Source organism: Marinobacter sp. MBR-99 (assembly GCF_040547575.1).
In the GTDB taxonomy this organism is placed as follows: domain Bacteria; phylum Pseudomonadota; class Gammaproteobacteria; order Pseudomonadales; family Oleiphilaceae; genus Marinobacter.
In genome coordinates this window covers 1-26627 of record NZ_JBEPPY010000031.1, presented here as the reverse complement: position 1 = coordinate 26627, position 26627 = coordinate 1, and the positions used below count along the sequence as shown (strand labels likewise).

Annotated in this window: 26 protein-coding genes and 2 pseudogenes; 18 read left to right on the top strand and 10 right to left on the bottom strand. The window is 51.9% G+C overall.

The window, feature by feature from the left end:
- From ABIE59_RS19215 to ABIE59_RS19185, 7 genes are all read left to right on the top strand, one after another.
- A partial coding sequence (locus tag ABIE59_RS19215) for an S-type pyocin domain-containing protein (RefSeq protein WP_354449366.1) occupies nucleotides 1-825 on the top strand: 825 nt, incomplete at its 5' end.
- 9 nt (nucleotides 826-834) lie between these two features.
- On the top strand, nucleotides 835-1095 hold the full coding sequence (locus ABIE59_RS19210; protein ID WP_200201580.1) for a bacteriocin immunity protein: 261 nt from the start codon (nucleotides 835-837) through the stop codon (nucleotides 1093-1095).
- A gap of 252 nt (nucleotides 1096-1347) precedes the next feature.
- Nucleotides 1348-2490 (top strand): sterol desaturase family protein, encoded by a 1143-nt coding sequence (locus ABIE59_RS19205; RefSeq protein ID WP_354449364.1) that lies wholly within the window; start codon nucleotides 1348-1350, stop codon nucleotides 2488-2490.
- A 104-nt stretch (nucleotides 2491-2594) separates the two neighbouring features.
- Nucleotides 2595-3584 (top strand): 23S rRNA pseudouridine(2604) synthase RluF, encoded by a 990-nt coding sequence (gene rluF, locus ABIE59_RS19200; RefSeq protein ID WP_354449362.1) that lies wholly within the window; start codon nucleotides 2595-2597, stop codon nucleotides 3582-3584.
- 95 nt (nucleotides 3585-3679) lie between these two features.
- Complete coding sequence (locus ABIE59_RS19195) at nucleotides 3680-4312, top strand: MarC family protein (protein WP_058090830.1); 633 nt, start codon at nucleotides 3680-3682, stop codon at nucleotides 4310-4312.
- A gap of 35 nt (nucleotides 4313-4347) precedes the next feature.
- Nucleotides 4348-4932 (top strand): gamma-glutamylcyclotransferase, encoded by a 585-nt coding sequence (locus ABIE59_RS19190; protein WP_058090829.1) that lies wholly within the window; start codon nucleotides 4348-4350, stop codon nucleotides 4930-4932.
- 138 nt (nucleotides 4933-5070) lie between these two features.
- Entirely contained in the window at nucleotides 5071-5481 is a 411-nt protein-coding gene (locus ABIE59_RS19185; protein ID WP_058090828.1) for a hypothetical protein, read from the top strand.
- Here the strand turns inward: ABIE59_RS19185 and ABIE59_RS19180 are convergent.
- Nucleotides 5459-6388, bottom strand: coding sequence for a DMT family transporter (locus ABIE59_RS19180; protein WP_072678090.1), 930 nt, complete (start codon nucleotides 6386-6388; stop codon nucleotides 5459-5461). The two genes, ABIE59_RS19185 and ABIE59_RS19180, sit on opposite strands and share 23 nt — an antisense overlap.
- A gap of 751 nt (nucleotides 6389-7139) precedes the next feature.
- Here ABIE59_RS19180 and ABIE59_RS19175 point away from each other — a divergent pair.
- Nucleotides 7140-7742, top strand: coding sequence for a hypothetical protein (locus ABIE59_RS19175; protein ID WP_354449358.1), 603 nt, complete (start codon nucleotides 7140-7142; stop codon nucleotides 7740-7742).
- Nucleotides 7743-8462: 720 nt separating this feature from the next.
- On the opposite strand, the gene ABIE59_RS19170 is transcribed toward ABIE59_RS19175, so the two are convergent.
- The 6 genes and pseudogenes from ABIE59_RS19170 to ABIE59_RS19145 form a co-directional block, all read right to left on the bottom strand.
- On the bottom strand, nucleotides 8463-10454 hold the full coding sequence (locus ABIE59_RS19170) for a metallophosphoesterase family protein (protein WP_354449356.1): 1992 nt from the start codon (nucleotides 10452-10454) through the stop codon (nucleotides 8463-8465).
- Nucleotides 10455-10776: 322 nt separating this feature from the next.
- Nucleotides 10777-11796 (bottom strand): hypothetical protein, encoded by a 1020-nt coding sequence (locus ABIE59_RS19165; protein ID WP_354449368.1) that lies wholly within the window; start codon nucleotides 11794-11796, stop codon nucleotides 10777-10779.
- A 102-nt stretch (nucleotides 11797-11898) separates the two neighbouring features.
- Nucleotides 11899-12291, bottom strand: a pseudogene (locus ABIE59_RS19160) (TniQ family protein); the annotation flags it as partial.
- Complete coding sequence (locus ABIE59_RS19155) at nucleotides 12291-13277, bottom strand: TniB family NTP-binding protein (protein ID WP_354449354.1); 987 nt, start codon at nucleotides 13275-13277, stop codon at nucleotides 12291-12293. The gene ABIE59_RS19155 and the pseudogene ABIE59_RS19160, both read right to left, overlap by 1 nt.
- Nucleotides 13270-15225, bottom strand: coding sequence for a TnsB C-terminal domain-containing protein (locus ABIE59_RS19150; protein ID WP_354449352.1), 1956 nt, complete (start codon nucleotides 15223-15225; stop codon nucleotides 13270-13272). Before ABIE59_RS19150 ends, ABIE59_RS19155 begins: the two co-directional genes overlap by 8 nt.
- 37 nt (nucleotides 15226-15262) lie before the next feature.
- Complete coding sequence (locus tag ABIE59_RS19145) at nucleotides 15263-15871, bottom strand: TnsA endonuclease N-terminal domain-containing protein (protein ID WP_354449350.1); 609 nt, start codon at nucleotides 15869-15871, stop codon at nucleotides 15263-15265.
- Between the two features lie 253 nt (nucleotides 15872-16124).
- Here ABIE59_RS19145 and ABIE59_RS19140 point away from each other — a divergent pair, with 253 nt between their 5' ends.
- Entirely contained in the window at nucleotides 16125-16778 is a 654-nt protein-coding gene (locus tag ABIE59_RS19140; RefSeq protein ID WP_354449348.1) for a hypothetical protein, read from the top strand.
- A 207-nt stretch (nucleotides 16779-16985) separates the two neighbouring features.
- Here the strand turns inward: ABIE59_RS19140 and merR are convergent, their stop codons facing one another.
- Nucleotides 16986-17420 carry a mercury resistance transcriptional regulator MerR gene (gene merR / locus ABIE59_RS19135; RefSeq protein ID WP_011783479.1) on the bottom strand — a complete coding sequence of 145 codons (435 nt, stop codon included), beginning with the start codon at nucleotides 17418-17420 and terminating at the stop codon, nucleotides 16986-16988.
- Between the two features lie 73 nt (nucleotides 17421-17493).
- Between merR and merT the strand changes: the two genes are divergently transcribed.
- From merT to ABIE59_RS19090, 9 genes are all read left to right on the top strand, one after another.
- Nucleotides 17494-17850 (top strand): mercuric ion transporter MerT, encoded by a 357-nt coding sequence (gene merT / locus ABIE59_RS19130; protein WP_011783480.1) that lies wholly within the window; start codon nucleotides 17494-17496, stop codon nucleotides 17848-17850.
- A gap of 15 nt (nucleotides 17851-17865) precedes the next feature.
- Nucleotides 17866-18168 carry a mercury resistance system periplasmic binding protein MerP gene (merP, locus tag ABIE59_RS19125; RefSeq protein WP_011783481.1) on the top strand — a complete coding sequence of 101 codons (303 nt, stop codon included), beginning with the start codon at nucleotides 17866-17868 and terminating at the stop codon, nucleotides 18166-18168.
- 91 nt (nucleotides 18169-18259) lie between these two features.
- Complete coding sequence (gene merF, locus ABIE59_RS20030) at nucleotides 18260-18430, top strand: mercury resistance system transport protein MerF (protein ID WP_011783482.1); 171 nt, start codon at nucleotides 18260-18262, stop codon at nucleotides 18428-18430.
- Complete coding sequence (gene merA / locus ABIE59_RS19115; protein ID WP_206769573.1) at nucleotides 18372-19826, top strand: mercury(II) reductase; 1455 nt, start codon at nucleotides 18372-18374, stop codon at nucleotides 19824-19826. The genes merF and merA overlap by 59 nt, the downstream gene beginning before the upstream one ends.
- A 346-nt stretch (nucleotides 19827-20172) precedes the next feature.
- Nucleotides 20173-21948 carry a GmrSD restriction endonuclease domain-containing protein gene (locus ABIE59_RS19110; RefSeq protein ID WP_354449344.1) on the top strand — a complete coding sequence of 592 codons (1776 nt, stop codon included), beginning with the start codon at nucleotides 20173-20175 and terminating at the stop codon, nucleotides 21946-21948.
- A 112-nt stretch (nucleotides 21949-22060) separates the two neighbouring features.
- A complete protein-coding gene (locus tag ABIE59_RS19105; protein ID WP_354449342.1) occupies nucleotides 22061-22729 on the top strand; it encodes a hypothetical protein in 669 nt (222 codons plus the stop codon).
- Between the two features lie 165 nt (nucleotides 22730-22894).
- Nucleotides 22895-23695, top strand: coding sequence for a hypothetical protein (locus ABIE59_RS19100; protein ID WP_354449340.1), 801 nt, complete (start codon nucleotides 22895-22897; stop codon nucleotides 23693-23695).
- A gap of 768 nt (nucleotides 23696-24463) precedes the next feature.
- Nucleotides 24464-24751: a hypothetical protein gene (locus ABIE59_RS19095; protein ID WP_354449338.1), complete on the top strand. Its 288-nt coding sequence runs from the start codon at nucleotides 24464-24466 to the stop codon at nucleotides 24749-24751.
- Between the two features lie 2 nt (nucleotides 24752-24753).
- Complete coding sequence (locus tag ABIE59_RS19090; protein ID WP_354449336.1) at nucleotides 24754-25392, top strand: metallophosphatase domain-containing protein; 639 nt, start codon at nucleotides 24754-24756, stop codon at nucleotides 25390-25392.
- 131 nt (nucleotides 25393-25523) lie between these two features.
- On the opposite strand, the gene istB is transcribed toward ABIE59_RS19090, so the two are convergent.
- A complete protein-coding gene (gene istB / locus ABIE59_RS19085; RefSeq protein WP_354449334.1) occupies nucleotides 25524-26279 on the bottom strand; it encodes an IS21-like element ISSpu5 family helper ATPase IstB in 756 nt (251 codons plus the stop codon).
- 11 nt (nucleotides 26280-26290) lie between these two features.
- Nucleotides 26291-26627: pseudogene (locus tag ABIE59_RS19080) on the bottom strand (hypothetical protein); the annotation flags it as partial.

Below are 26627 nucleotides of genomic sequence, written 5' to 3'. Positions count from 1 at the left end.
ACCCTGTACACCGAGGAAGAACTCCTTGAAATGGCTGAGGCGGCCATTCGGGTACGTTTTCATCTGCACGTGGATGCCACCGGAAACCTCCGGGTTGCCGGCTATCATGTCAACGACAGCACTGGATACAAAGACCGGGTTCCGGTTGCTCACGCAGAGCTCAAGGGCGAGAATTTTGAAGTGGTGGTTGACGACGACTTCACCCTCGTCTGGTATCCGGATGACAGCGGCCACCGCCCGGTTGTGAGCACCGAATACCCGGCGGATTCCGGGATTGATCCCTATAGCATTCTGGTGACGCCCATCCAGGAGGATGGCCAGGAACATTCGCCGCCGGGCTACCAGCGGCCTTTTGAGGATCAGGTTGAGCTGATTGTCAGCTTTCCGACTGACAGTGGTATTGAGCCGTTGTATTTGGTTTTCCGGAAGACCGCCCGGGATGAACGAGGGGTGGTCACTGGAAGCGGAGAAGAAATTCCCGGAATCTGGTTAGAGAGTGCTTCAAGAGATCTTGGAGCGCCGATACCTGCACAGATCGCAGATCGGCTCAGGGGGCGTGAATTTGCGAGCTTTGATCGGTTCCGAGAGGCTTTTTGGGTTGAAGTAAGTGCTGAAGAAGGTATGCGAAGCCAGTTTTCTCCGGCCAATGTTAACCGAATGCGCAAGGGGCGAGCACCGCGAGCTCCTATGATTCACACTGTTGGGGGACGTCGCTCTTTTGAGTTGCACCATCTAAAGGAAGTCAGAAATGGGGGTGGCATTTATGAGCTCGATAATTTGCGAGTAAATACGCCAAAAAATCACATACACATTCATCGAGGATAACGTTCTGCTATGGAGCCAAAGAATCAATTACAAGACTACACCAGAAACGAATTTCTGGCGCTGGTGGTAGCCATCTATGAAGCGGAAGGATCTGACGAGCACCAAGATCGTCTGTTGGAAAACTTTATTGCTGTTTCAGAGCACCCAGCTGGTTCTGACCTGATTTTTTATCCGGAGAATCCAGAGGATTCAACGCCAGAGCGTATTGTCGAAATTGTTGAGCAATGGCGGGCTCAGAACGGGTTGCCTGGTTTTAAATCTGCGGAGTGATGCTGTTGGCTAGAATGGCTACGCGCTCCGCGAGGCTGTAAACCAAATTGTGTAACTGCCCACCCTATCCAGGCTGCTGGAGGTAGCTTAATCCTCTACTCATACAGTCGGTTAAAAATGGGAGGATTACCATAGCAGTTGTCCGGTGAAAATTACTTCTATTGTAAAATAGGGTCAAAGCAAAGCCATCGCTTGGAACGATAAGAAAAATTTTCTCAAGCGAGTGCGGAACAGAACATTTGCAGGGAACGCATGAACACGGAACACGATACCAATTACCAATACCGCGAGCGGGTGGTAGAGCCCCGTCCGGAAAAAGAGCTTCGCTTTCGAAACGGACGAATTCCCGGATATTTTTCGATATTTCTCGGCGGCTTGAGCCTGACGGCCGTGCTTGCCTACCTGTTCCCTTCCTACCTGACTACCACCGATCTGCGTGCCGCGTATGATGCTGAGGCACTTCAGGATGTCTTAAAGTACGGCATGTGGTTCTCCCTCTTTTTCGGCATCACCACTTTTGTGCTTGATCGGCGCAAACGGCTTGGCGCTGCGGGCATTGCCATGACGCTGATCGCGTTTGCTCTGGGTGGCTACAACGTTCCTGTTGGGCCGGTGGAGCCGAAACCGCTGTCGCTCGGTGTGGACTGGCTGATTTTAGCCTTTCTGGGTTCCACTATTGTCTTCACCAGCCTGGAGAAGCTCTTTCCGAAGTATCGGGAGCAGGTCATCTTGCGGGATGAATGGGGTCTGGATTTCTTTTACTTCTGCCTGAATCATTTGCTGATCTCAGCGGTTCTGCTGTTTGGCAATTTCCTGGTGACACACTTCGAGTGGGTGGCCAGCGACAGCCTGCAGGCGGCGATCCAGAGCACGCCGTTATGGCTGCAGGTAGTATTGCTGATTCTGGTTGCCGATTTCGTTCTGTATTGGGAGCACCGGGTATTCCATGAAGTCCGGCGGCTGTGGCCGTTTCATGCGGTCCATCATTCGGTGGAAACCATGGACTGGCTGGCAGGCTCCCGTGCCCATGTGGTTCAGATTTTCATTGAACGTGGATTGGTTATGCTGGCTCTGTATCTGCTTGGTGCCAGCAAGGAAGCACTGGATATCTATGTGACGTTCGCCGCGCTGCAGGCCATCATTATCCACAGCAATCTTAATGTGCCCTGGGGGCCGCTTAAGTACCTGTTGGTAACGCCGCAGTTTCACCACTGGCACCACAGTTCGGAGAAGCCGGCCATCGATACCAATTACTCGGCACACACGGTGCTCTTTGACCGGCTGTTTGGCACTTACCATTTCCCGAAAGCGCACTGGCCGGCGGAGTATGGTACCACCCAGAAACTGCCGGGTTCCTACCTGGGGCAGCTGTTCTATCCGTTCCGCAGGCGCTGACGGACATTAGGCCTGGCAGTTGCCGTCAGGGTGATGCAATGGGATGATGCGCGGGTTGTGTGCCGCCCGCGCATTTACCCATCATTTGAAACCGGCAGGATGTCATGGCCAACCGAACCTCCACCCGACTAAACAAATACATCAGCGAGAGCGGCATGTGTTCGCGCCGGGATGCTGACCGTTACATCGAGCAGGGCAACGTGCACATCAACGGTCGGCGGGCCCAGGTGGGTGATCAGGTGTTGCCGGGCGATGTGGTGAGGGTGAACGGCCAGGTGGTGGAGCCCCGGGACGAGGAAGATCTGGTTTTCATTGCCCTGAACAAACCGGTGGGTATTGTCAGCACCACCGACAGCGCGGAGAAAGACAACATCCAGCGTTTTGTCGGCCACAGCGAGCGCATTTTCCCCATTGGCCGCCTCGATAAGGACTCCCAGGGACTGATCTTCCTCACCAGCAATGGTGACCTGGTGAACAAGATTCTACGGGCCGGCAACAACCACGAGAAAGAATACCTGGTGACCGTCGACAAGCCGGTGACCCGGGAGTTTGTGGAAGGCATGAGCAACGGCGTGCCGATTCTGGGGACCATGACCAAGCGTTGCAAGGTGGAGAAAGTCTCCCGGTTTGTCTTCCGGATCATATTGGTGCAGGGCCTGAACCGTCAGATCCGCCGGATGGCGGAATACTTTGGCTATGAGGTGACCAAGCTCGAGCGGGTGCGGATTATGAACGTCAGCCTGCAGGGTTTGCCGGTAGGCGCCTGGCGGGATCTGACGGAGAAGGAACTGGCGGTACTGTTTGATGCCATCCGGGATTCGTCTTCGGAAGCAACGCAGCCGGCGGCCAGCAAGACCCGCAAGAAACCCGCCGGTCCCAAAGGTGCCCGCCCGGGTGCCGGTGGTAAACCGGCCAGGGCCGGCGCAAAACCGTCAGGTAAACCTTCCCCCGGTCGAGGTGGAAAGGGAACTGGCAAAGGCACCGGCAAACCGCCCGCAGGTAAACCTGGCCGTGGCCCGAAGGCCGGTGGGCGCACGACCGGCCCGAAGGGCAAACCCGGCAAGCCGCGCAAGCCCTCCATCAAGAAGCGTTGATCCGCTCCGCCGGCCAATAGGTTCTCTTCCTTACGGCAGAATCTGCCCACAGGCGCTATGCTTACCGGCTTTAACCCCTGGCCGGATTTGCTTTAATGTTTGAAACGTTTTTTGCCACTTACCTCAGCAGTACCATCCGTTTCCTGTTCCTGCTGGCACCGTTCTTTGTGGTCACCATGTTCCTGGCGCTGACCCGCGGCCTACCGGCGGCGGAGAAGGCGTCGATCATTCGCCGGGCCTGTGTTTCGGCGTTCATTTTGGGCGTGGTGCTGTTCTTTGCCGGGCCGCTGTTGTTCAGCGCTATCGGTATTACCCTGAACTCGTTCCGTATTGGCGCCGGCAGCCTGCTGTTCCTCACCGCCATCAGCCTGGTCACCAGCGGCACCCGCAACCATGCCACCGGCCTGCCGGAAGAAGACCGCGACGACATCGCTGTGGTGCCCCTGGCCATTCCGGTGATGATCGGCCCGGCCACCATCGGTGCCATCATGGTCTACGGTGCTGAGCTGAAAGCCGTGCACGAAGTGGCTGGCGGCTTGCTGGGCCTGGTGTCCGGCTTGCTGATTCTGGCGGTGTTGTTGCGGTTGTCGGGCTACCTGGAGAAAGTGCTGGGTAAAACCGGCCTGAACATCATGTCGAAAATCAGTGGCCTGATTCTCTCTGCCATGGCGGCGGAAATCGTGCTGACCGGTATCGCCGGCTTTATTGCAAGCACTCAAGGCGCCTGACAGAATCAGGCTTTTGTATCCTCTGCAGGTTTGTTATGCCCGCCAACACCATTGATCACAATCGTACCCGCTACAACTTTGACGGCATCGACTCTGTCTGGTTGTTCGGTTACGGCTCTTTGATCTACAAGGTGGATTTCCCGTTCCTGGAACAGCGGCCGGCATCCATTCGCGGTTGGGCACGCCGGTTCTGGCAAGGGTCCCATGACCATCGTGGTACGCCCGAGGCTCCTGGCCGGGTGGTCACGCTGATCGAGCAACCCGGAGCGGTCTGCCGGGGCATGGCGTTCCGGGTTTCACCGAATGTTTTCGAGTATCTGGATGTACGGGAAAAGAACGGCTACCTGCGCTTCAGCACCACCATGACCTTTGATGATGGCAGCCATGCCGAGGGCTTGGTGTATATCGCCACCGAGGATAACGAGGCGTTTCTGGGCGAGGCCCCGGAAGCCGACATTGCCGCCCAGATTGCCGCAGCGGTTGGCCCCAGCGGGCCCAATTCCGAATATCTGCTCAGGCTGGCGGAGTCCCTGCGGGCGTTGGGGGATGACTGCCGCCATACCTTTTCAATTGAATCTCACCTCACTCGTTCCGGGCCTGTCGAGGCTTCGGACAGTTAAACGTCAACCCATGTAAAGCTTGTGCAAAACCGGCCCTTGGGCACTGACATCTCCCTTCTTATCATTAATCTGGTGGCAAGGCTTCACGGAATGTTTCCGTTTAGCATGGTTCCAGTCGGTATGGACGGGAGAGTCACTATGAAACGATTTCTGATCAGCAGTACCCTGATTGTCGCTCTGGGCTTTGCCGGTATTGCCCAGGCAGACGGCTACCGTGGTCACGGACATCCGCCGGGTATTCAGAAGCAATTGGATCGGGGCAAGGCGCTGCCGCCGGGGCATCAAAAGAAAATGCTGCGGGCCGAGCACCGCCGGTCGTACCATGATCGCCACCGCGACAACCGTTATCGGGATAATCGCCACAAGCATCGGTATGACCGCCGGGACTATGGCAAAAAGCACTCCCATTACCGGTACAAACCGAAGTACCACAATCATCGCAGCGGTTACCGGTCATCCCTGGGCTATAACGACCGGATGCCGCCAGAGTATCGGGCAGCCCGGATCATTCGTGATACCCAGATTCTTATTGACCAGACCCGCCGGTAGGTTCGGCAATCAGCCTTTCCGAAGTTGATTCCCGGGTCGCGGGGTTGAAGCCCCGTGCCGGGGAGCGGCGCCGGTGCCGCAGGCCAATTAGTACCAGCGGCACCACAATCATCAGACTGCCGGCCAGGAACCACAGGTCCGGCACCTCACCAAACCAGATCCAGCCAATGGCAACCGCCCAGATCAGCCCGGTGTATTCGGCGCTGGTGACTTGGTTGGCATCCACCTGCCGGTAGGCCAGCAATACCGTGATGTTGTACCCCAGGATGAACAGGGCTGAGCCGGCGGCGCTGATCAGGATCTGCGGGTTCCACGCGGCGCCTTCCCAGAACGCCAGGGCCGCTGCGGCCGGCACGATCAGCAGGTAGTTCAGGAACAGTTTGTGGACGGTGGTCTGTTCCCTGGGCAGCTGGCGCACCATCACGGCGTTGATGGCCAGGGCGAAGGCTGAACCCAGGGCCGCAATCACTGCCCAGTTGAATTCCACCGGGCGCAGGATGACGATGATGCCGGCAAAGCCACTGAAGACAGCGGTGACGCTCAGGGGCGTGAGTTGTTCCCGGAAGAAGAAGGCGGAGAGCACCATCACCAGTATCGGGGCGGCGTAAAACAGGGCGTTGGCGGTGGCCAGCGGTAAATTGGTGAGGGCGATCACCATGCAGACGATGCCGACCAGGTGGATGTGGGCGCGGATGGCGTGGATTTTCAGGCCGCCGAAGAGGTTCTGGCGGTCGAGTTTGCGGGCCAGGGGGATCAGGAAGGCCAGGGTCAGGAGGCAGCGCAGGAAGGCGAACTGGAAGACGGGGGCGCCGGGTTCCAGCATTTTGATAAATACATCGGAGAGGATGGCCATGGCGTTGCCGATGACCAGCAGCAGAATGGCGCTGTTGACGGTTTTGCCTGACACGGTGGTGCTCTCCTCTTTATCCCAGCCTTCGTGGTGTGGTGGAAGGATCAGGTCGGGCTGCCCCTCCGAAAACCGCTGCAAGTACATCCCTGTACGCTTGCTTTCCGCCATCCATGGCTACAAGCATTTTCGGAGGGGCAGCCCGACCTGATCCCTTAATGTCAGTCCAGCGCTACGGTGAGATCTGGTGATCTTTGAAATCAAACACTTGCGGCGGGGTCACCAAAATTTCGATTTTGGGTGACCGTGATAAGGCGAGATTTCTAATCGTTAATCACGGATAGCATGAGATTTCTTCCGTGGGCGATCGCTAACGAATTGATCCGCATAGATTTTTAGCACCAAAAATAGGGAAGGTAAAGTACTGATGGCTTTAGTGGGGCGGCCTGGAAAGAGAACCAAAATAAGGATGATGGGTCGAGATGAAACACCATTGCTTCGCCTTGAATGCTTTAGCAATTGGGGCGTGAAATACCCTAGCAAGTCATTTAATTTTGCTCAGGCTTGAGCGGGCCTTCAACGGGTCGACTTGGAGAAGCAGAGCTCTCTCAAGCCGGCTACTGAATAGTGACGTTATGGACCCTAGTAATTTGACACAGCTTTTTCAGTGGCTAAGATGAGAGCCAATGTAGTGCATGCTGCATGGGCTAAACGAGGCCTGAGCCCCCAACTCTATTCGTGATAATCCTGCTTTATGCATTTTCATTTGAATTCAGCTGCTAATAAATGGGGAGCGCAGAGGAGAATTCATATGAAAATCAGTTCCAAAAGAGAGTTTCATGCTGTGGTCGGTTCGCTCCGTAGTCTTCTCGCAGACGATGGAGTTTCAATTAAGACGACACGCACCCAAGAACTGCTCTCTCAGTCTTTAGGCTACAAGTCTGCAAATGGGTTACTCGCATCTCTGCCTGTTGATATTGAGCTTAATGACGCCGTGTTTCGGAACTTTGATGATCGCTTGAGGAGCAATCACGCTGTTTTGAGTGTTGATGCAGCATCGCTGCTCCGGTCTTTAGAGGCTGCTCATCGAAGTTACTCGACTGCCTGGAATAGTGATTCTCGATGCTATCCACAAAAGCTATCTAAAAATGAGAACTACTGGTATTTAACGGAACATGGCTGGATCCCGTGGAGTCAGATGGACTTTGCAAAAATGAGGGTCGAGCTAAATATCTATAAGGTGGTTCAGTCTCATTTCGCACCATTCCTTGATGACGATTCGTTCACCGGTAGCGTACGGCCTATCTGGACGGCAGACATTGCTAGCGATGACTTTGAGAGTCAGGCAACCAAATTAGAGAAAGATTTTGGTGAAATGCCAGATAAAGCGCAGATGTTTTCACGACTGAAATAAACCATAAAAGTGGCAGTTGCCGGAGGCACCTACGCTGCGCTCCGGCACTCCGGAAAAATCAACTTTATAAGTAGGTCTGATGATGCCCGACTTCACGAGAGACGAGATTTTGCTGAGAGCATGTAAAGCGCTTGTCTATAATTTCGCCAACCAAGTAGAGGAGGGGCGGGACGTTGTCCATACCCGAATATTCAATTATTTCCTCCATCCCGAAGATCGTTATGTCTATTATGGCGCGTCAGCATCTGTGACCGGGAAAACTAAAAACCACCCTGAGCATGCAGTGCCGTGTGCTGTGCTAATTGATGAGTGTTTCCGGTTGCTCAAAGATGGAGACCTTAGCCACGATCAGGTCGCTCGTCTGCTTAAAAAACACTGGAAGATTGTCAAAATCACCTAAAGAAGAGTCTAGAAGAAAACCGGGTTGTGATCCCATCTTGAGCCTGGCGCTGTCGTCGTCAGGATAGTGTCCACTTATTTTCTAGTGGACACTTAACATGAACGATTTAAGCGTAACCAAACCCTACCAGCGCCGTCGCCGGTTTTCCCGGAGGCTTCTAATTAGCCCTTTAACTAAAACATAGATGTTTACACTGTCTCATAGCAGATAATCATTCGGGACTTATGAGCAGTCAAAAAGCTGGGTTTTAAACATGTGGGCGCCAGTAAGCCCGTCTTGCAAGTTTCTGCAATTAGCAAGAGGGCTCACTGAGTGGTGATTTAGTCAATTTCTACAAGTGCAATTTCTGCATCTTGGTTCATGACGGCCCACCATCTCCCGTTATACTGTGAGTCGTATCCGACCAGGGGAGAGCTCGCGCACCCGTCTGCCCGAATCGGCGCCTCTTGCAGGTACTGACTAGAATAAGCACCTTCGATCCAGCACTCCGGCTCGGCCAGGATTTTCCAAGTTCCGTCATGGGATTTTAGTGCAGGACCTACGCCTTCAAAATTCGCACCTCTCGGGGCGTCGAATTGAATAACATACGTATCCGAGGTTGCTGTCTCGACATCCCAATCCTTGGTTGCGTAATTCGGTACGGTAACAGGCTGTTTTGCACTTCCGTCTGGTTGGCTGTTTGGCAACCCTGAATCTGTTTCGATGTCTTTGGGCGCCCCGTAGGCACTGCTAAAAGTTCCAGTTTGGTTCTGTGTCCCGCTGATGATCATCACCTGACCAACCGTGTCTGACTCTTCGGGGGCCCAGCTCATGGTGAGATGCTCTTTGAGGTCAATGGTAGTTTCGGGAACATTGACTTCGCTCGAATCCTCGGTATTCGGCAAGATGCGGTTGTTGCCATTTAAATTGGGCGTCCACCTTTGGTGCACTTGGAACAGGTACTGATATGCAAGACGCATTAGATCATTTTGACTCTCAGCACGGCTGAAACCTTGCGTCCACCCTAAACTCCGGGTTCGGCTCTCAACACGATTGAAGGTATTGTTCGTGCCATCAATAAGCTTGACTACACTCCCATCTTCCGAGAAACATTCGTTGGTGCGATATTGAGGATCCAGAACCATTACGGGTCGTGTTTCCTCTGGAATGCTGTTCGGATAAACCAGTCGTTCACAGCGATCAGTCGTTCGTGAGAATTGATCGAGCAATGTCCAATTCGGTTGCGCCAGTTCTTTGGCGCCATCTTCGTTCGAAGTGACTGTGTGCTCAGTAAACCAATTCTTGTAATCAACCCGAGAGCCTGAAAAGGACAGAACACCCGCGTTTGCATCAAAGGCGGAAGAGCCATTCTTCAGCGTATTCATCTTCTGCTGGACAATGGCTTGAACGAGTTCGCGTTCGCCATAACGAAACTCATAGCCTTTGTATGAGGCGTTTCCAGACATTATTTGCGTGTACTGCGGAAGTCGATAATTCCGATCTTCTTGTGTCCAGCTGGTTGCTTCGATACCCAACGGTGCTTTGACGACAGACCGTTGATACATATGTTCGTGACCCTGCACCCAGATTACGTCGTGTTTCGAAAAGAAAGAGCGTATCTCGTCCCATTGATGGAAAAGACGGTTGTCATCTTTGACACCCTCAACAATCATCTCGCGGGTCTCGCCATATTTGGCGCCAATCAATCCGTCGTGGCTTGCGATCACGATGTGATCCACATCATCACGGTGCTCATTGATGACGTCCTTGAGCCACTGAAATGCTACAGGCAAATGGTAGTAGCGAAGAGCAATAATGAGGACATTGTCTCGAACCACGTAGTAATCCAAGTATTCCGCGCCACTCATGTGAACGGCATCCTGCGGAATGTACTCCTTCATATTTTCAATCCACTCGACGGTGTAGGCATAACTATCCTCGTGGTTTCCCATCAAAGGAAGAAACTCAATCCCCTGGTTACGATATTTCTCAGCAACGTTGGTCCACTGCTCGAATTCTCTTGTCGTGCCATGATCGGTCAGATCGCCGACAGGAATCACGATGTCAACTTTCTCATCGCTCAACTTCGCTAACACTGCTTCCATCGGGTGAATCGCTACGTTGTCTCCTCCACCTTGGGTATCCGGGAGCAGGCCTACCTTTAGCTGTTTTTTGGGCTGTTGATCCGAGTTTGGATCGTCTTCAACTCCTGAGTTCGAGTCGTTCTCAGTGGCCTGGTCTTCAGCTGAAGCCTGAGTATCGGTTGGCTCAGTCGATGAATCACCACAGCCGGCCAATCCTAGAGTTATCAATAACATCAAAAATAAACGCATTTCCTTGCTCCATCCTTGTCAAATTTAGACTGCACTGACATGTTGATTAACATTGGTTAACATTTAGTTAACTAATTGTTACCTGGAGGTGAAGGTGCAATGACAGTTGAGAATTACGTCTTCGTTGGCTTGAACGTTCTACAGAGGGGGTTGTCATAACTGACTATGACATCTGATCCGACTGACGAATTGCGGTGTGTAAAGAGCTTGAAAGCCCAACATAATTGAGAAACGGAGCAGGTGATATTTCAGTCCAGCGCTAGGATGAGATTCAAGGATCTTTGAAATCAACTGATCTGCTCCCCTCTGGCTTAACCACTTGCTATCTCACCTGCGCCGAGAGCACAACATGCTCACAAAAGGATCGACCTCGAACCCTCGGTTGGCCGTTTTGGCTTTTCGCCAATTTGAGTACGTCAGCTTTTACGAGATCACGTACGTTCTGAGTCGTACAATCGAGTGCCTCGGTGACTTGTTCAAGTTTCAGTTCTCGTTTGGCATTCCGGAAAAGCTGATCAGTTAGCCACTTTTCAAACTGGCACCGATTAAGAAATATGCTCTGGATTCCACGGGCTTTCGAGAATCCGCCGGGGACCCGACGAAGTATGACGTCATTGGCGAGTTGCCCAAACGTGGTCAAATGCTTCTTGAAGGCTTTGTTGTCCGGGAAAATTTCAATCGAATCCTCGGGCTTGGCCAGTGTCTGGATGATTCTACGAAACTGTCGTAGATCGAATCTGCGGCTACGAGAGAAGCGCACATTTTTGTGAGCAATTAAGGCGTCGCCTCGAAAGAAATCTTGCGCAGATTCTATGCTCATACCGGTAATCTCCGCGAATGACTGAACAGTGACATGATATCGATAGCCTGAACTTCCTTTCGATTCCAAATCTCTGTCCCGCCTCGACTGGGAAATGTACTCCGTGACTTCCGGAAAATTAGGCTTCGGACCCGGTGTCTCAACGCTAAGCCGAGTTTCCTCCTGAGGGCCTCGCCAGTTTCGCTCTACATGAGCACGGAACAGGTTGCACGGGGCTTCCACGAAATCCTTGCCGAGAAAGTGGACTGCTTTTCTTCTTTGATGACACTGGTGGCGCCAGGATGCATTCATTTTTGGGCTTTCGAGGAGCAGATATGCACGACGTACAAAATCCGAATGGGCTGTGAGACTGGGACAGTGTTTGACCGGCTCGTGAATTACGTCGAATGGGCGCATTGCAACGCCGATTGCCAGGCATACGTCCCTCAATCGTGATTCGTCCAGGTCGCCGAGCTCCGAGCCCATCCCTTCCCAGAGCTGACGCTCCGTCTCGGTGATGTCAGATGCGTGGCTGAGCTCCATGTCATCCCAGTTTTTTTCGCAGTAGGGGCAGCCTATGAGCAAGCTCCCGCCCCAGGCGAGCTTCTTGTGACAGCTAGGGCAGTTCTCTACCAGCAAACATTTGTGCTTCGGGCAATGAGCCGTTATAGCAAGTCCCCACCGCCAGTCCAAAAAGCCTTGCTCCGACACACAGCTTGGACAGATACGGGGGAATCCAAGCCGTAAATCGTGAATCATCCGATGTTCTGACCGTAGCCACGGAAGCTGATCTCGTGCTTTAAATCGTACCCGATGGCTCTCTAAAGACCTCTCAAGTCTACGTTCCAGTGCTCTGAACGTTTCCCTCGATGGAGCTTCGAGCCACCCGGAATTTCCGGACGCGGCAGTGGTCTGTATGGCCAGAGAGTCGAGGATTTCGGCCGGCTTAAAGACGCAGTTGAGTTTGCCAACGCGCAATAGGAAACCGTTGAACGATTCGTCAGGGTGAGGTTCCGGCCGGATAGCGAATCGTTTCATCAATGAATGTCCCAGTTCTTTAAATCTTCACTCGCTGCTTTCTTCTGAGCTTTAGCCGCACGCTCGAGGACCCGTTCGTAACTTGCACAAAATGGATTGAAGTTTCCGAGATCCGGGTTCATTGCCGTTTTAGCGAAGCCCTCAGCAAGATCTTTCTGAGTAATCACCGTTTCGTGCTCTGTGCTTTCAAGTGCCATCATTATGAGCCCTGCGATCAATCGAGGGATTCCCTTTGTCGCGACGTAAACGCGCACCATCATTTCTTTCTTAGCCAACGGAGTGAGCTCGACGCCTTGGCGCTTAAGAAAACCCGCGCAGGCTCTCAGGTACGAACCGAAAGCTTGACGATTTTCTTCCGAGTCAATTTGAAACGGGGTGAGACGCGTCTGGCGTTGAGCGAATCGTTGATACAGCTCGTCGTAGTGAGCAATTGATCTGTAGCCCGCGGGTGTGCCAGCCATCACCACGGCCAGCTTGTGCTTATCCATCATTAGTTTGATGTGATTTACAACACCTCTTGTATTGGACTTCGCTTGCTCGCGCAGAAAATGCTGAAACTCATCGAAAATGAGCAGTTCTACCCCTCGCTCTTGGATAAATTCGTTGAGCTTCTGTTTGAGCTCTCCAACGGTACCCTTAATTGATCCCTCATAGCTCGACGCCAGGAGGATCTCCTGGATCAGCGTCTTAAGCGTCGGCTCCGCAGGTACAGAGACAAGAATGATGGGCTCTTTCGAGCGACCAGGACTCTCTAAATCATCGCGCTCTGCGAGATGATGCTTGATATAGGACGCAAGGATTGACGATTTTCCCAGCCCTGGTATCCCCATCAGCAGCATCCCAACTCCTTCTACGCCAGACATTGCATGAGTTCGCAGAATGTCACCAACTGCTTGTTTGAAGCGGTCGTGTCTTGTTCGCCAGTCCGCAAAAGCGACCGTCGCCGGCCTCAGTCCTAGGTAGCGTCTGCTATCGCAATCAATCATCTTCGTATTCTCCATCCGCACCATATTCTTCTGAGCTGAGTTCAAGCGTTTCAGTCCTCATCGAGCTCCTGCGGACAGTCGGACGAGGAAGGGTGTCCTCTTCCTCTATGGGTCGCACCAGTTCTGCATAAATAGCGTTGGTAGGAGCACGCTGGGTTTGCCGCGAGCCAACTCGTCGCATGTTGGCATCGTGTGCTTCGTTGGCATTAGTGACTGTTAGGCTTGATCTAGACTTGCGCCGGCCTGTGAAGCCTTTATTGGCATAGGTGCTTCCCCGCTGAGCTTTCAACTCAGCGAGCGTTGTGCCTGGCTTGATGTCCAAGTCTGATACAAAAGCTTGGAATACCTCGTCGGTGATGGGATCAACGACGTTGACCGAATGAACGTCGTTGTGCGTGTACTCTACTTGGACCTCGGCTGGCCGCCCCATTCTTCGAAGAGTCATGCCGATATGCTTGAGCCTGTCTTCATTGTCGTTGTAGCGCAGCTTATTGAGCTGAATGCCCTGGTGGGCGTGATCTCCAGAGATCTTGCACATCCTGGTTTCACCCATGGTGAATCTAATTCGCTCGAAGTTGGCAGGCAATTGGGGTGGAAACTCACGCGCCCGCTCTTCCCAGACTTCGTAGGGCGTTTTACCGTTAAGACCTCGGTGAGCAGTTTGGTGATATTCATCGATGACCCACTCATAGAGAGCGTTGCGAAATTCCTGCAACGTCATGGATGCTTTCTCTTTGATCGTTGCATCCAGATTAGGCCGATCCGTATGTTTCCCGCAGTAGCCCCGCAATGTCTGTGCAAAGCGAGTGCGTAGCGTCAGGAAAAATCGTTCAATGAAAGGCTTGCGCCATCCGGCGTAGGTTTGCACGATCTGGGATTGGGACCCTGCGTCGAGCAGGAAAGACTGGGTCTGAACGCTGACATAACCAGAACCCCCGTCGCTCACAAACGTCTCTGGCGTGCCATACATCGGCCAGTCGTTTTGAACACTATTGGGGAGGAGGTCAGGGGACTTCGGGCCAATTGCATGTTTGTAGCTGTCAATCACTGAGCCTGAGGATTCGCCTCTGCCGACTTGGGCAATCAGACCTAGAATCGACCGAGAGTAAACGTCGATCACGGCAAACAGCGTCACAGGTCCAAGATATCGACCTTCCTCATCAGTGACACCGATCGCCAGATTTACCGCATCGGCTTCTACGCGCTCCAGAATCCGTTCGGTCCGGAATTTCTTCTTTGCATTGCGCCTGGCTGCCTTTCCAGCGCGCCGACCTTCTCGTCTTTCGATGAATTCGATCGGGTCGCACGCTTGCGTGGCCCACTTCCGGAAGAGTTCTCGACAGGGTCGTTTAACCTTCTTTCCAAACTTGGCCTCAAACTCTTCGGTAAAGCAGTCATAGGCATACTGAAGCGTTGGGTTCCCGAGCTGGAGGTAATAGTCGTCAATGACTTCAAGCGCCAAATCCTGGATATCTTGGGAGAAGGAGGATTTGCGACAGCGCTTTTTCGTCCCTAGCGTAGATGCGATGCCGTGAGAGTGCTCGTGCGCTTGTTTTGCCCACCGCCCAAGAGTTGCCGGAGAGATCGGACGCGTGTCGTTGATCTCCCGGGCCACCCTTGCAATGATCTGTCGTCGAATCTTAACCCCGCCAACACCATTCTTTTCCGTATGCCGCTGCAATTCCTCGAGGTAGGCAGAACGTCGTTTCAGTTCCTCCAGATCTGTAATCGATAGGTCGAGCGCTTTTGGCGCAGCGACTTTCCCTTTTGGGATCAGATAAAGGGTTTTCCCGAACTCGAATTCAATCTCTCTGCGAGACTTAATGATAGTTCCATGCTTTTTTTCGTCGAAGGTGAGAGCGACACTTGAGTCGGGCAGTGTTGTCAGAGTCGCGTGTAAGTTGCGAAAAGACACACGGTTTCCGGTCACGGCGATAGCATTAAACATAGTCGGATCCTTTCAAAGTGTTTTGGATGTGAGGGGGTTACCAGGTGAGGTCCAGTTGGGACCAGGGCTTCGTTAGATCGCACTGCAATAGGTGGTGTGCGACGGCGCGACGAATAAACGAATGATCGATGGTGAGATCGTCAAGCAGTCCGCGAAACTCTGTCATCGAGCCGGAACGCCTGTCGGTTGCGTTGAGGAGCGTTTCGAATTCATCAATCGGCGAGGGCAAATCCAGTACCGGCGTCAAAAACCGGAGATTTTGAGCGCGGTGCCCTGGGCGAATGTCATCTTCTGTCAACACACGAAAAATTTGGCCTCGATTCCTAAAAAAACGGGTAAGCTCCTCGGCTTTGAGGCGAAACTCAGGCTTGTTTGCTGCGCTTCGGGTTTTCACCTCATCGACGTATTCGACTCCGCGCTCATGGACCAGAAAGTCTGGTGTATAGCGTCTTGGTCGACCCCCGAGTTGAAACTGGATCGAGAAAGGCTGGCTTTCGACAGAGTCGGCGGTTTTCTCAAACCGGATCAGATTCAGGTAGTCGAGCTCGAGAGTGCTTTCGACCGCATACACTCGACCGTAGTGTGCTGAGTAGGAGAGGTAAGAAGACCTAATCGGTGATTGTTTGACGAGTTCACGTTGCTGCATTGGTTACTCCAGTTTGTTTGTTCGGATATCAATCCATAGCTAAAAACAGAGCTAGCGCAAGCTAGTAACATGCTGTTTTTAAACGAAATTAATTTAGGTTATGGAATGTTGATACCCACCTGTTCAAAGGTAAGTAACTAAACAGCAGAGCAAAACCGGACAAAAAAGTTGGAAAAGTTCAAGAATTTTTGCCGAAAATCCAAAAATTACCATTTGTTAATAATTTGCATGTGCATACAAAAAGGAAGGATGCATGGACTACTCGACGAGTAATGTGAGTACTGAAGAGATCGGACGTATTGCGACGCACGAAGATGTGAAGAGCAGAACGCTCTCAGTCGTTAAGAAAAAGCTGGGTCGTTTCCTTGGAAAAACCGAAGATTCTGAAGTGCATCAGGTTGCAGAAGATGCCCTGAACGAAGTCACATTGAGACTGCTCAACGCGATCGATGGTGGAACGACCTCTTTGAGAGTTGAAGAAGAAGCGGCTGACGAAATCGGTGATCAGACGGGCGCGTTGGCTCACCCGGTTGCACGTTACCTTCTGATAGGAGTAGCGAATTACTGCAATACGCGGCTCAAAAGGTGGTCATTGAACAATGATCAAGGCGAGACCGGTGCTCGGGCGAGGTACATCATTGATGCGGAATTAGCCGACGATTCGGATTACTGGGATCAACACCTGAGTCACACTGAGAGTTTGGCCTCGTTGGACGAGGAACGTGTCGATTCTTTGCTTTCGGCGAACGGCCTGTCGGGAGAGGACATCGTGTTGATCAAGCGAAAGCTCGAGGGCTGGAGTTTCGTAGACCTGGCGGCGCAACACGGTGGTACCGCAGACAAGTATCGACGCCGCATTCAGCGGGCCTTGGATAAAGCTGGTATCGATTCCGATTTGCTTGGTTAGATTTTTCTTGGGGGCAATTCACCGGTTTTGTTGATAGGTATCTCGTCAAAATAAAGCGAAACTGAGTGGATTTTGCTACTCCGATTCATATCGTTCCTCTATAAACAAAAGCGAACGTTCGCGCACCTCGGTTCGATAAATCTGCCTATCTTTTCGTAGTGTCCGCAGTGACGGGGTAGAGCCTCAAGAGGTCGATTGGTTCAGAAGCTAATCCCTTTGGCTTTTTGTTCCAATGTCTCCCTCATGTAGAGATGCAATGAGCGGGCACGCGATGCTGTCCGGCCGTGCGTGGCATTGACTGACCATGTCGCTCAGAGCCTTCTCAATTTTGACCAGCCTTTCGATCTTTTCACGCACATCCTTCAGCTTGTGCTCGGCGAGCGCACTGGCTTCCTGACAGTGAGTGCCATCTTCCAACCTTAAAAGGTCGCCGACCTCGTCGAGACTGAAACCCAGCTGCTGCGCCGTTTTAACAAATGTCAGCCGATCAATATCGGCGGAACCGTAGCGTCGAATACCACCTAGAGGTCGTTTGGGTTCCGACAACAGACCTCGCCGCTGGTAATAGCGGATCGTCTCGACATTTACATTGGCCGCCTTGGCCAAGCCGCCAATAGTCAGTGAACTGGCTTTAACCGACATACTGCTTGACTCCGTACTTGACTACGGAAGTAACCTTATCGCATCGAGTCCATGGGCAACAGGTGTCAGCGTCATGTCGAAATTCAAATCTAAATCCGGAGGTGCTTCTCTCGCTGTCGGGGGCATGGCTGGACTTCTCGCCTCGGCGTGCTGTCTCGGGCCATTGGTACTTATCACTCTGGGCGTTTCCGGTGCCTGGATCGGCAACCTGACAGCTTTGGAGCCCTATCGACCGCTGTTCATTGGCGCGGCCACCGTCGCCATGTTCTTTGCCTGGCGACGAATCTATCGCCCTGTAGAGCAATGCTCACCCGGTGAAACGTGTGCGATCCCTCAAGTCCGAAAGACCTATAAGGTGATCTTTTGGGTAGTTACGGCTCTGGTACTGGTCGCATTAGTGTTCCCTTACATTTTGCCTCTATTCTACTAAACGGAGATTTTTCTCATGCGTAAACAGTTTGTACTTGCCATGTTCCTCACTTTGCTCAGCATGTCCTCCTGGGCTGCGTCTCAAACAGTAACTCTCTCGGTGCCTGACATGACCTGTGCCGCGTGTCCGATCACCGTCAAGTTGGCCTTAAGTAAGGTGGAAGGGGTGTCGCAAGTTTCCGTGAGCTACCCTGATCGAGAAGCCGTCGTCACCTTTAACGATGCGCTCACTTCCATAGAGGCGCTCACCGAGGCCACGAGCGACGCTGGTTACCCCTCCACTCCCACGGCCTCAGAGGCGACTCCGGAGGGGCAATGAAGAATCCGAAGAACCTGCTCAGGGTCGGCATAGTAGGGTAGGGACTATTCTGGTTGCACTATGCTGCTTCACACCGATTCTGGTCATTTTGATGGCCACCGTGGGACTGGCCGCCCTGACGGGCTATCTCGACTATGTGCTTCTTCCGGCACTGGCGGTATTCATCGGCCTGACGGTTTATGCGTTCTGGCGGAAAAAGCACTATGACGCCAGCTACGAGAGCAACTTCAAAGCTCCAAGGAGTTTCCCGAGTGAAAAATGACAACAAACTGCATATTGCGGTAATCGGCAGTGGTGGTGCCGCCATGGCGGCTGCCCTGAAGGCAACAGAGCGCGGTGCCCGCGTCACCCTGATTGAACGTGGGACTGTCGGCGGCACCTGCGTAAATGTTGGCTGCGTGCCCTCGAAGATTATGATTCGTGCAGCACATATCGCGCACCTGCGAAAAGAAAGCCCGTTTGACGCGGGCATCAGTGCTGAGGCTCCTCAGGTAGACCGAGCAAAACTGCTTCAGCAACAGCAGGCACGAGTGGAGGAGCTGCGTGACACCAAGTACGAAAAGATACTTCGAGAACACAAGGACATCACAGTCCTGAACGGTGAGGCCCGGTTTGTCGATACCAATAGCCTGGTAGTCACGCTGGCTGAGGGTGGTGAAAAACCGGTTCATTTTGATCGCGCCTTTATTGGAACCGGAGCCAGACCGGCAGAGCCGCCAATAACGGGGCTGGCAGACACTCCTTACCTGACATCAACCAGTGCCTTGGCGCTGGATACCGTTCCCAAACGGCTGATCGTGATTGGTGCCGGTTTCGTTTCCTTGGAATTGGCTCAGGCATTCGACAGACTCGGCAGCAAGGTTACCGTTTTAGCCCGGAGCCGTGTGTTGTCCAGCGAAGATCCTACGATCGGAGAGGCCATAGAGGCGGCTTTTAAACGGGAAGGGATTGAGGTGCTTCGCCAGACCACGCCCAGCAACGTGGACTATAGCGACAACGAGTTTATCGTCGAGACGCCTGCCGGCACCTTGCGAGCCGACCAACTACTGGTGGCGACCGGTCGAACGCCCAATACCGAGGCCCTGAACCTGGCGAGCATTGGCGTGGAAACTTCACGCGGCGCAATTCAGGTGGATGAGCATCTGCAAACCACGGTCACCGGAATATACGCTGCTGGTGACTGCACCAATCAACCGCAGTTTGTCTATGTCGCAGCTGCCGCAGGCAGCCGAGCCGCCGTCAACATGACGGGAGGCGAGGCCAAACTCGACCTCAGTGCCATGCCCGGGGTCATGTTCACCGATCCTCAAGTCGCCACCGTTGGCCTCACTGAAGCCGAAGCAGTTGCTCGGGGTTATAGCGTGGACACCAGGCTGCTCGACTTGGAAAACGTGCCGCGTGCGCTAGTAAACTTTGACACCCATGGATTCATTAAAATGGTAGCAGAGCGCAGCACAGGCCGTTTGCTCGGGGTGCAGGTTGTCGCAGCGGAAGGCGGTGAAATTATCCAAACGGCAGTGATGGCGTTACGAGCAGGTTTGACCGTTCAGGAAATCGGCGATGACTTGTTCCCTTATCTGACCATGGTTGAAGGACTCAAACTCTGTGCGCAAACGTTCACCAAGGATGTAAAGCAGTTGTCCTGCTGTGCCGGTTAATCGCTCCGGCTCTGGTCAACGCGAGCACTGTCCAAAATTTGAACGTTCGCTTTGCGACCGAAGCACCTAAACAAAAGCGGACATTCGAGTCAGGGCTTTCCTCCACAGCCTCTAGGCTCATCACAGCTATTTCATCGCGTATGATTGGCGGGCCAAATTGCAGACGCTGAATGATTACATGACAGAGATGGCCATGCTCAGCTAAGCTGTTGTTTTATCGATTTATGTGCAGCGTGATTGGTGGTTTAAAGGCAGTGATAACGACGCAGTCAAATCTCTGCAATGATAAAGCGTGCTGCCTAGTTGCTGTTTTGCACAAAATTACATAGTTGCCAAGGATCTGATTATGAGTATTACTCCACGCGGGATGAGTGTCCAAGAGGCATACCGACTATTTCGCGACGATCGATTAATTGTTAATCGAAAATACCAAAGAAAACTAGTTTGGACTTTGGCGGAAAAGCAGCACCTGATTGACAGCTTGATCAAGGATTACCCAATTCCATTGATACTATTAGCTGATGCCTCTGACGGAGGTTCAACCTATTACGAGATCATGGACGGGATGCAGAGGTTAAATGCGATCTTTTCTTTTATTGATAATTCTTATTCTGTAGACAATAAATACTTTGATGTCAGAGAGTTTTCAAGAGCGAAACAGGCTGCCGATGCCGGTGCCTTTATTCCTGTGAGCATAGAAGATAACGAACTACTCTCGCCCTCTGTGTGCGCAGATATTTTGGATTATCAATTGGCGGTAACTATTTTTCCAATTGAGACGGAAGATCAGGTTACCGATGTTTTTGGACGCATAAACTCTGGAGGGCGTCAACTAAGCGCCCATGAGAAGCGTCAGGCCGGAATGGTAGATGGTTTTTCAATGCTCATTCGTGAACTCGCCTCTGAAATTCGTGGCGATTCATCGATGGATAGATTACCTCTTTCTGGGATGCCCGAGATCAGTATTGACTCTAATAGGACTGACATGGGTTATGCATTGAAAGCGGAAGATATATTCTGGTGTAAACAAGGTATTCTTTGGACCAAGCAACTACGTGATAGCGAAGATGAAGAGATGGTCGTCGATATTTGCGCCTCAATCGTTCTCGGCGACCCCATAGCTAGAAGCAAAGAATACTTTGACAAGATATATGATGAGGGCACCACCGAATATGAATATTTGCGTCGTGAATTTTACCGATACGGTCGTGATCGCTTAAAAGAGGAGGTAAAGGTAACACTCTCCGTATTAAGAGCGGTCATTGAAGATTTCAGCAGTCAGTCAAATGCTCTGAGAAGTGTGGTTAATCCTGGCGCTAGAAACCCTATAAAAAGCTCTTTCTTTTCAATATTTATGGCTTTTCATAAATTAGTAGTGGTCGAGGAAAAAACACCTGAAGATTATCCAAGAATAATAAAGTCGCTAGAGGGTCTTCAGAAATCAATGATTGTTAGTGCAAAATTCTCCACTACCGAAGATAGAGTGAAGAATGTTGACAGAACTACCGGCCTTATACAGAGATATTTTGTCAAGAAAGATCCTCCTATGTTAAGGCATGGTGCCGGGCTCGCTCTAGATATGGAGAACTCCCTTCGGAGGTCCAGGTTGGAGACCTCTCGTTACGAGTGCAAGCAGGGTTTTGTTGATCTGTCGTCAAATAGAAAGTTTGATTCAAGCTTACTTGTGCGAATTGTAGAGACAATATGTGGAATAGCGAATGTTGGTCCCGACGCTGATGGGTTCATTTTTATTGGAGTTGCCGATAATAAGAAAGACGCTGAGAGAGTGGCTGAGCTCGATGGAATCAAACCCTTGGTTGTAGGGTCTCGCTATATTGTTGGTTTAGAAAGAGAAATGCAGATTCTATCAGTCAATGAAGAACAGTACTTGGAAAAGGTAATCGGCTTCATCAGATCTTCCGAACTATCAGAGCCTTTGCGGAGTCATATACTTGCACAGTCGGACTATGTTGATTATAAGGGAATGTCTGTTCTCAGGATTAGAGTTCCAGCCCAAAAGCAATTATCTTTTGTAGGGGAAAATGTGTTTGTTAGAGAAAACTCATCGACTATCGAAGCGACTGGGAAGAAGCTTTTGGCCGTAAATTCTCTATTTGCATAAAAAGTCACTGTTGTAGGGCAATTTTTCCACCGCTCCGCAGTTTCAAAATCGCCGCAAAGTTCTGCGTTATGGCTAGAATCAAGGGGTCGGCATGACGAATCAGAATCACTCTATGAGCATCAAAGAAATTGTCGATCTTAAAGAAAGGGAACTGGGCGGCAAAAATACGGAGACCCATAAGCTCAATTTGGCACTTCAGTCTGTCCAAAAGCGCATCGACTATTGTGAATACCACTACGCAGAAATAGAAAAATTCTCGGACAAGAAGCACTTGAGTCAAGAAAGAGTATTGGCTCTAAAATATGGCGGAATATCTGTACGGACAATGTATGAAGCGAACATCTTCGCTTTTGTACAGAGTCTTCATGCACTAATAGACTCCTTGCCTTATGGGTTGAATATTTTCTATAAAGTTTACTCTAACGTAGAAGCTCCTTCTGTAGGCTGGAATCAGGAATTCTTATCAAGGTATACGGGCCATTCTTTTTTTGATTCACTGAAATTGATAAGCGAAGATGAAACGTTTTCAAAGTTGAAGGCAGTAACGAACAGAGTCAAGCATAAACATATAATAAGGATTAAGAATACATATGAAACGCTGATTTTTGATGACTTTTCCTACTACTTCAGGGGAGCAGTCAAGGATGTAAAAGACGAGGACGTTAAAAAGTTTCTTGCTGACTGTCACGATTCCCTATTACCGAAGTACATAGGTTTTTGGATTGAAGCCAAGAATTGCAAAGCTTCGGATCTTGGAGATCCATTTGAACAATGGCTATAGCCAGGCCATCATCGGTGCCAAAACCTTCGCTTCGCTTCGCTACGGCTCTGGCACCGGTGATGGTAGCGTTAAGCGTCCTACTCGAATGTTCGCTTTGCGTGGCTCCTTCGTTGTCAATCCATGGTCGCAGCTGTGCTTCGGCATTAGCGTTTTTAGGAGAATGGAATGCCCCTAATCCGGACTAAAGGTCCTAAAAGAGGACTTTGTAACATCTGTGGAGAGCATGGCGATCTGACAGAAGATCATGTGCCGCCTAAGGGCACCATCAAGTTTCCCAGAATGACCCTCTATGGGATCGGCGAGGTGCTTAATGCGCAGGCAGAAAAGGACCGAAGAGGTAGAGATTTTCAACAGGGAGTTAAGTTTAGAAGTATCCGTGCCACCTGTAATGGGGATTATCTAGGTGGTCTCTATGATCTCGAACTAAAGGATTTTGCCAACAATGTAGGAAATTATTTGCATAGTTTGGTGGCTCGCCCTGATATCACTAGGTTTCCGGTAGCACCCGGAAAAATCATTCGTGCTGTTTTTGGCCACATCCTCGCTCTTGGAGTGGAGCGCATTCCCAGGGGAGATATGGGGGATGCTATGGCAGAATTAGTACTGAATCCAGATCAAGAAATTCCGGATAATCTACACGTTTACTACTGGATTTATCCATTCTGGGATCAGGTCTCGATCCGAAATTTCGGTTTTTTGGTGCGCTTCGGTACCCCGCCTTTAATAAGCTCCGTATTGAAGTTCTTTCCCTTGGGCTTTATGGTTCTATGGAACCCATCGCCTGATTTTAGAACTTCTCTTTATCGGCTCAACGATTACTGCATAGGTGCGGGAAATAGTCGTGTGGATATTCCGCTGCGTTTAACTGATCTTCCTCCACAGCGATTTCCCGAGGCTCCAGGTGAAACGGGCGTTACCTTGCACGGCAACGATTCATATTTTGCAAGTAGGTTGCGTCGACCATGAACTACGCTAACCAATCGTCTAAGTGCTAACTAATAGGGCGTGTCCACTTTTTTGGGGGAATACCATTCCCGGCCTGCGCCCTCAGCCGGACGCCCCTGCCAGGGTGCCGCTAGACAAAAACGTCATCCCCAAACCTGATAACGTCACCCCCAAACCTGAACGTTCGCTTTGCGACCTCAACGACCGGCCCTTTGTGGTGTCAGTCTCTGGCCAAGCTATGTTTTCAATCCGACTCATTCAGTCGGGATTTGATGGTAGCGAGAGTTTCAACGAGCTCGCGATCATAATCTGAGTAGGGTGTCAGATACTTCGCAATCGAAGCCCTCCAAAACTCCTCACTAAGAGCAACAACCGCAGCCTGATCATCCAGCAACATAGCGTCAGATAGGCCGCAGCGAGCCTTGTCCCTTATAGTGCCGGTGGAATGGACGGAACGGGTAAGTCAAGGAACCAAACTGGCGCAACTCCCTCCTCTAAGCTGGACGATTTGTACAACATCAGATCACAGACTTCCGAGACAGCCTGAAGAAACGTGTAGAGACTTGGCCGCGGTATTTGAGAGATCAGTGGCATTGAGCCCTAACCCGGAAGTTGGCCCCAGCGCGAGAAAAATCATTCGTTCTTGCAACTTTTGACTGGCGATTTCCTCTATGTTGGCATACGCTGAATTCTTAATAAGTAATTGTTTTAGAACATTATTTTCCATTATGGAATGTAATGATTACTGAGCAATATTTTCGAGAGCATTGACGACCAGTGAGCCCAGATATGAGTACAAAAGCTTCAATTTCCAGCGGCCCGAATCATCACCTGTATTACCAGGAGCTGCTCAGCGCGCAACCAAAGTCCGTTTTCCTTGAACTGAATGATCCGCAGGAATTTCGAGTCGAAAAAGAGACGTTCAAAGGCAAATCCTGGGATGTACTGGTTGTTGAAATCCCATTTGAAGATATGGACAAGATCGCGATCGACTGGATCAAAAAGAGAAAGCTCCAAGGTGCCGTCGGGGGACCCGTGGGCAAAGAGTGGGGAAGTCCAGACTGTCCTTGGGAGTAGCGGTGAGAATTGTTTGCATATCCGACACGCATGGCCTGCATGACAAGATGCTGCGGCTTCCGGAAGGGGATGTGCTGGTGCACGCGGGAGATTGCACCGGATCAGGCTCTTTGCCGCAGCTTGATGACTTCACGCGCTGGATGGGCGCTCAGCAGTATAAGGACAAAGTTCTCATCGCTGGTAATCATGACCACTGTTTTGTTCGATACCCCGATTGGTCCCGGGAAATGTGTGAGAAAAGCGGAATCACCTATCTCCAAGGGGAAAAGGCAACGATTGGTGGTTTGAAGTTCTACGGCTTTCCCTGGCAGCCGGTCTTCCGATGGATGAGCTTCAACGCGAAAGAAGGCGAGAGAAGGGAGCGTCTGAAGCTTGTCCCGGAGGATATTGACGTACTTGTGACACACGGACCAGCATTGGGCATTTTCGACTGGATTCCGGATATCGGTGAACACGTCGGATGCTATCCGCTCGCGAAGAAGATTGAGGAGTTACCGCAGCTGAAGGCTCACATTTGCGGCCACATTCACGAAAGTTATGGTTTCGCGATTCGCGAAAGCGACGGAGTAAAGTTTGCGAACGCGAGCACTTGTGATGCTGGCTATCGTCCAGTAAACCCGCCAATCATCATCGACCTGTAAACGTTATGGCGCAGTTGCTCAGGGAGTTGCGTAAACCGCTGAAGGTTGCCACCCATTCCACGTGAAGCCTGCCACCCGGACCGGAGCAAGGCTGCCACCCATCGGAGCGTAGCGACGCGGGGTTTCTCTTCTTACTCCGAAGTCTCGGTGGCCGTCAACTTTGCCTGTTGTTTTCGCATGGACTCGCCCCGCAGATTGATCTTGTAGGCGTTGTGAACGAGCCGGTCCAGAATGGCGTCTGCCAGAGTGGCGTCACCGATTACGCCATGCCATTCCTCGATGGGTAATTGGCTAGTGGCGATGGTGGAGCGCCGGCCATGTCGGTCTTCCAGCACCTCCAGCAAGTCCCTTCGGTTCTCTGCGCTCAGCTTCATCAGCCCCCAGTCGTCCAGGATCAGCACGTCGACCTTGGCGAGGTTGGTCAGGAGTTTCGAGTATTGGCCATCGCCCTTGGCAATGGTCAGCTCCCGCATCAGTCGGGTCAGGCGCACGTACTGTGCGGTGTAGCCTTCCCGGCAGGCCTTATGTGCCAGGGCGCAGGCCAGCCAGGTTTTGCCAACCCCGGTGGGACCGGTGATGAGCACGTTCAGGTGCTCTTTTACCCATTGGCAGCCCGCCAGTGATTGCACCAGCCCTTTATCCAGGCCCCGTGAGTGCCGGTAATCGATGTCTTCGAGGATCGCCGTGTGCCGCAGCCGGGCCCGGCGCAACCGGCTGGTCATGCGCCGGTTATCTCGCTCGGTCATTTCCCGGTCCACGAGTAGCCCGAGGCGCTCCTCGAAGCTCAGATCGGTGATGTCGGGGGTGGCCGACTGATCCGCCAGAGCGGCCGCCATGCCGGTCAGCTTAAGGGCGTGGAGCTTGTCCAGAGTTGGATGTTTCAGCATGTCAGATTCCTTCAGTGGTAGTAGGCGGGGCCACGGATATTGTCGTGGGTGTCGGGCAAGGCCAGTTCCTGTTGTTCTTCCAGAGGCTGCTGATCCAGACGGTGTTTGAGGATGGATTCAATGCTCTTGTAACGGCAGCTGCCCAGCATCAGGGCACGCTGGCAGGCGGCTTCCAGCCGCGACTCGCCGTAGCTCTGCCCCAACCGGAGAATGCCCAGGCAGGAGCGGTAAGCCTGTTGTGGGTGCTTGCGGGCCCCCTCTGTCAGCCTAGTTGTCCAGTAGGCGGTTTCGCCTGAATTTAACCAATCAGGGGCGGCATGGGAGCATTCATGCCACGCTATTCCGAAG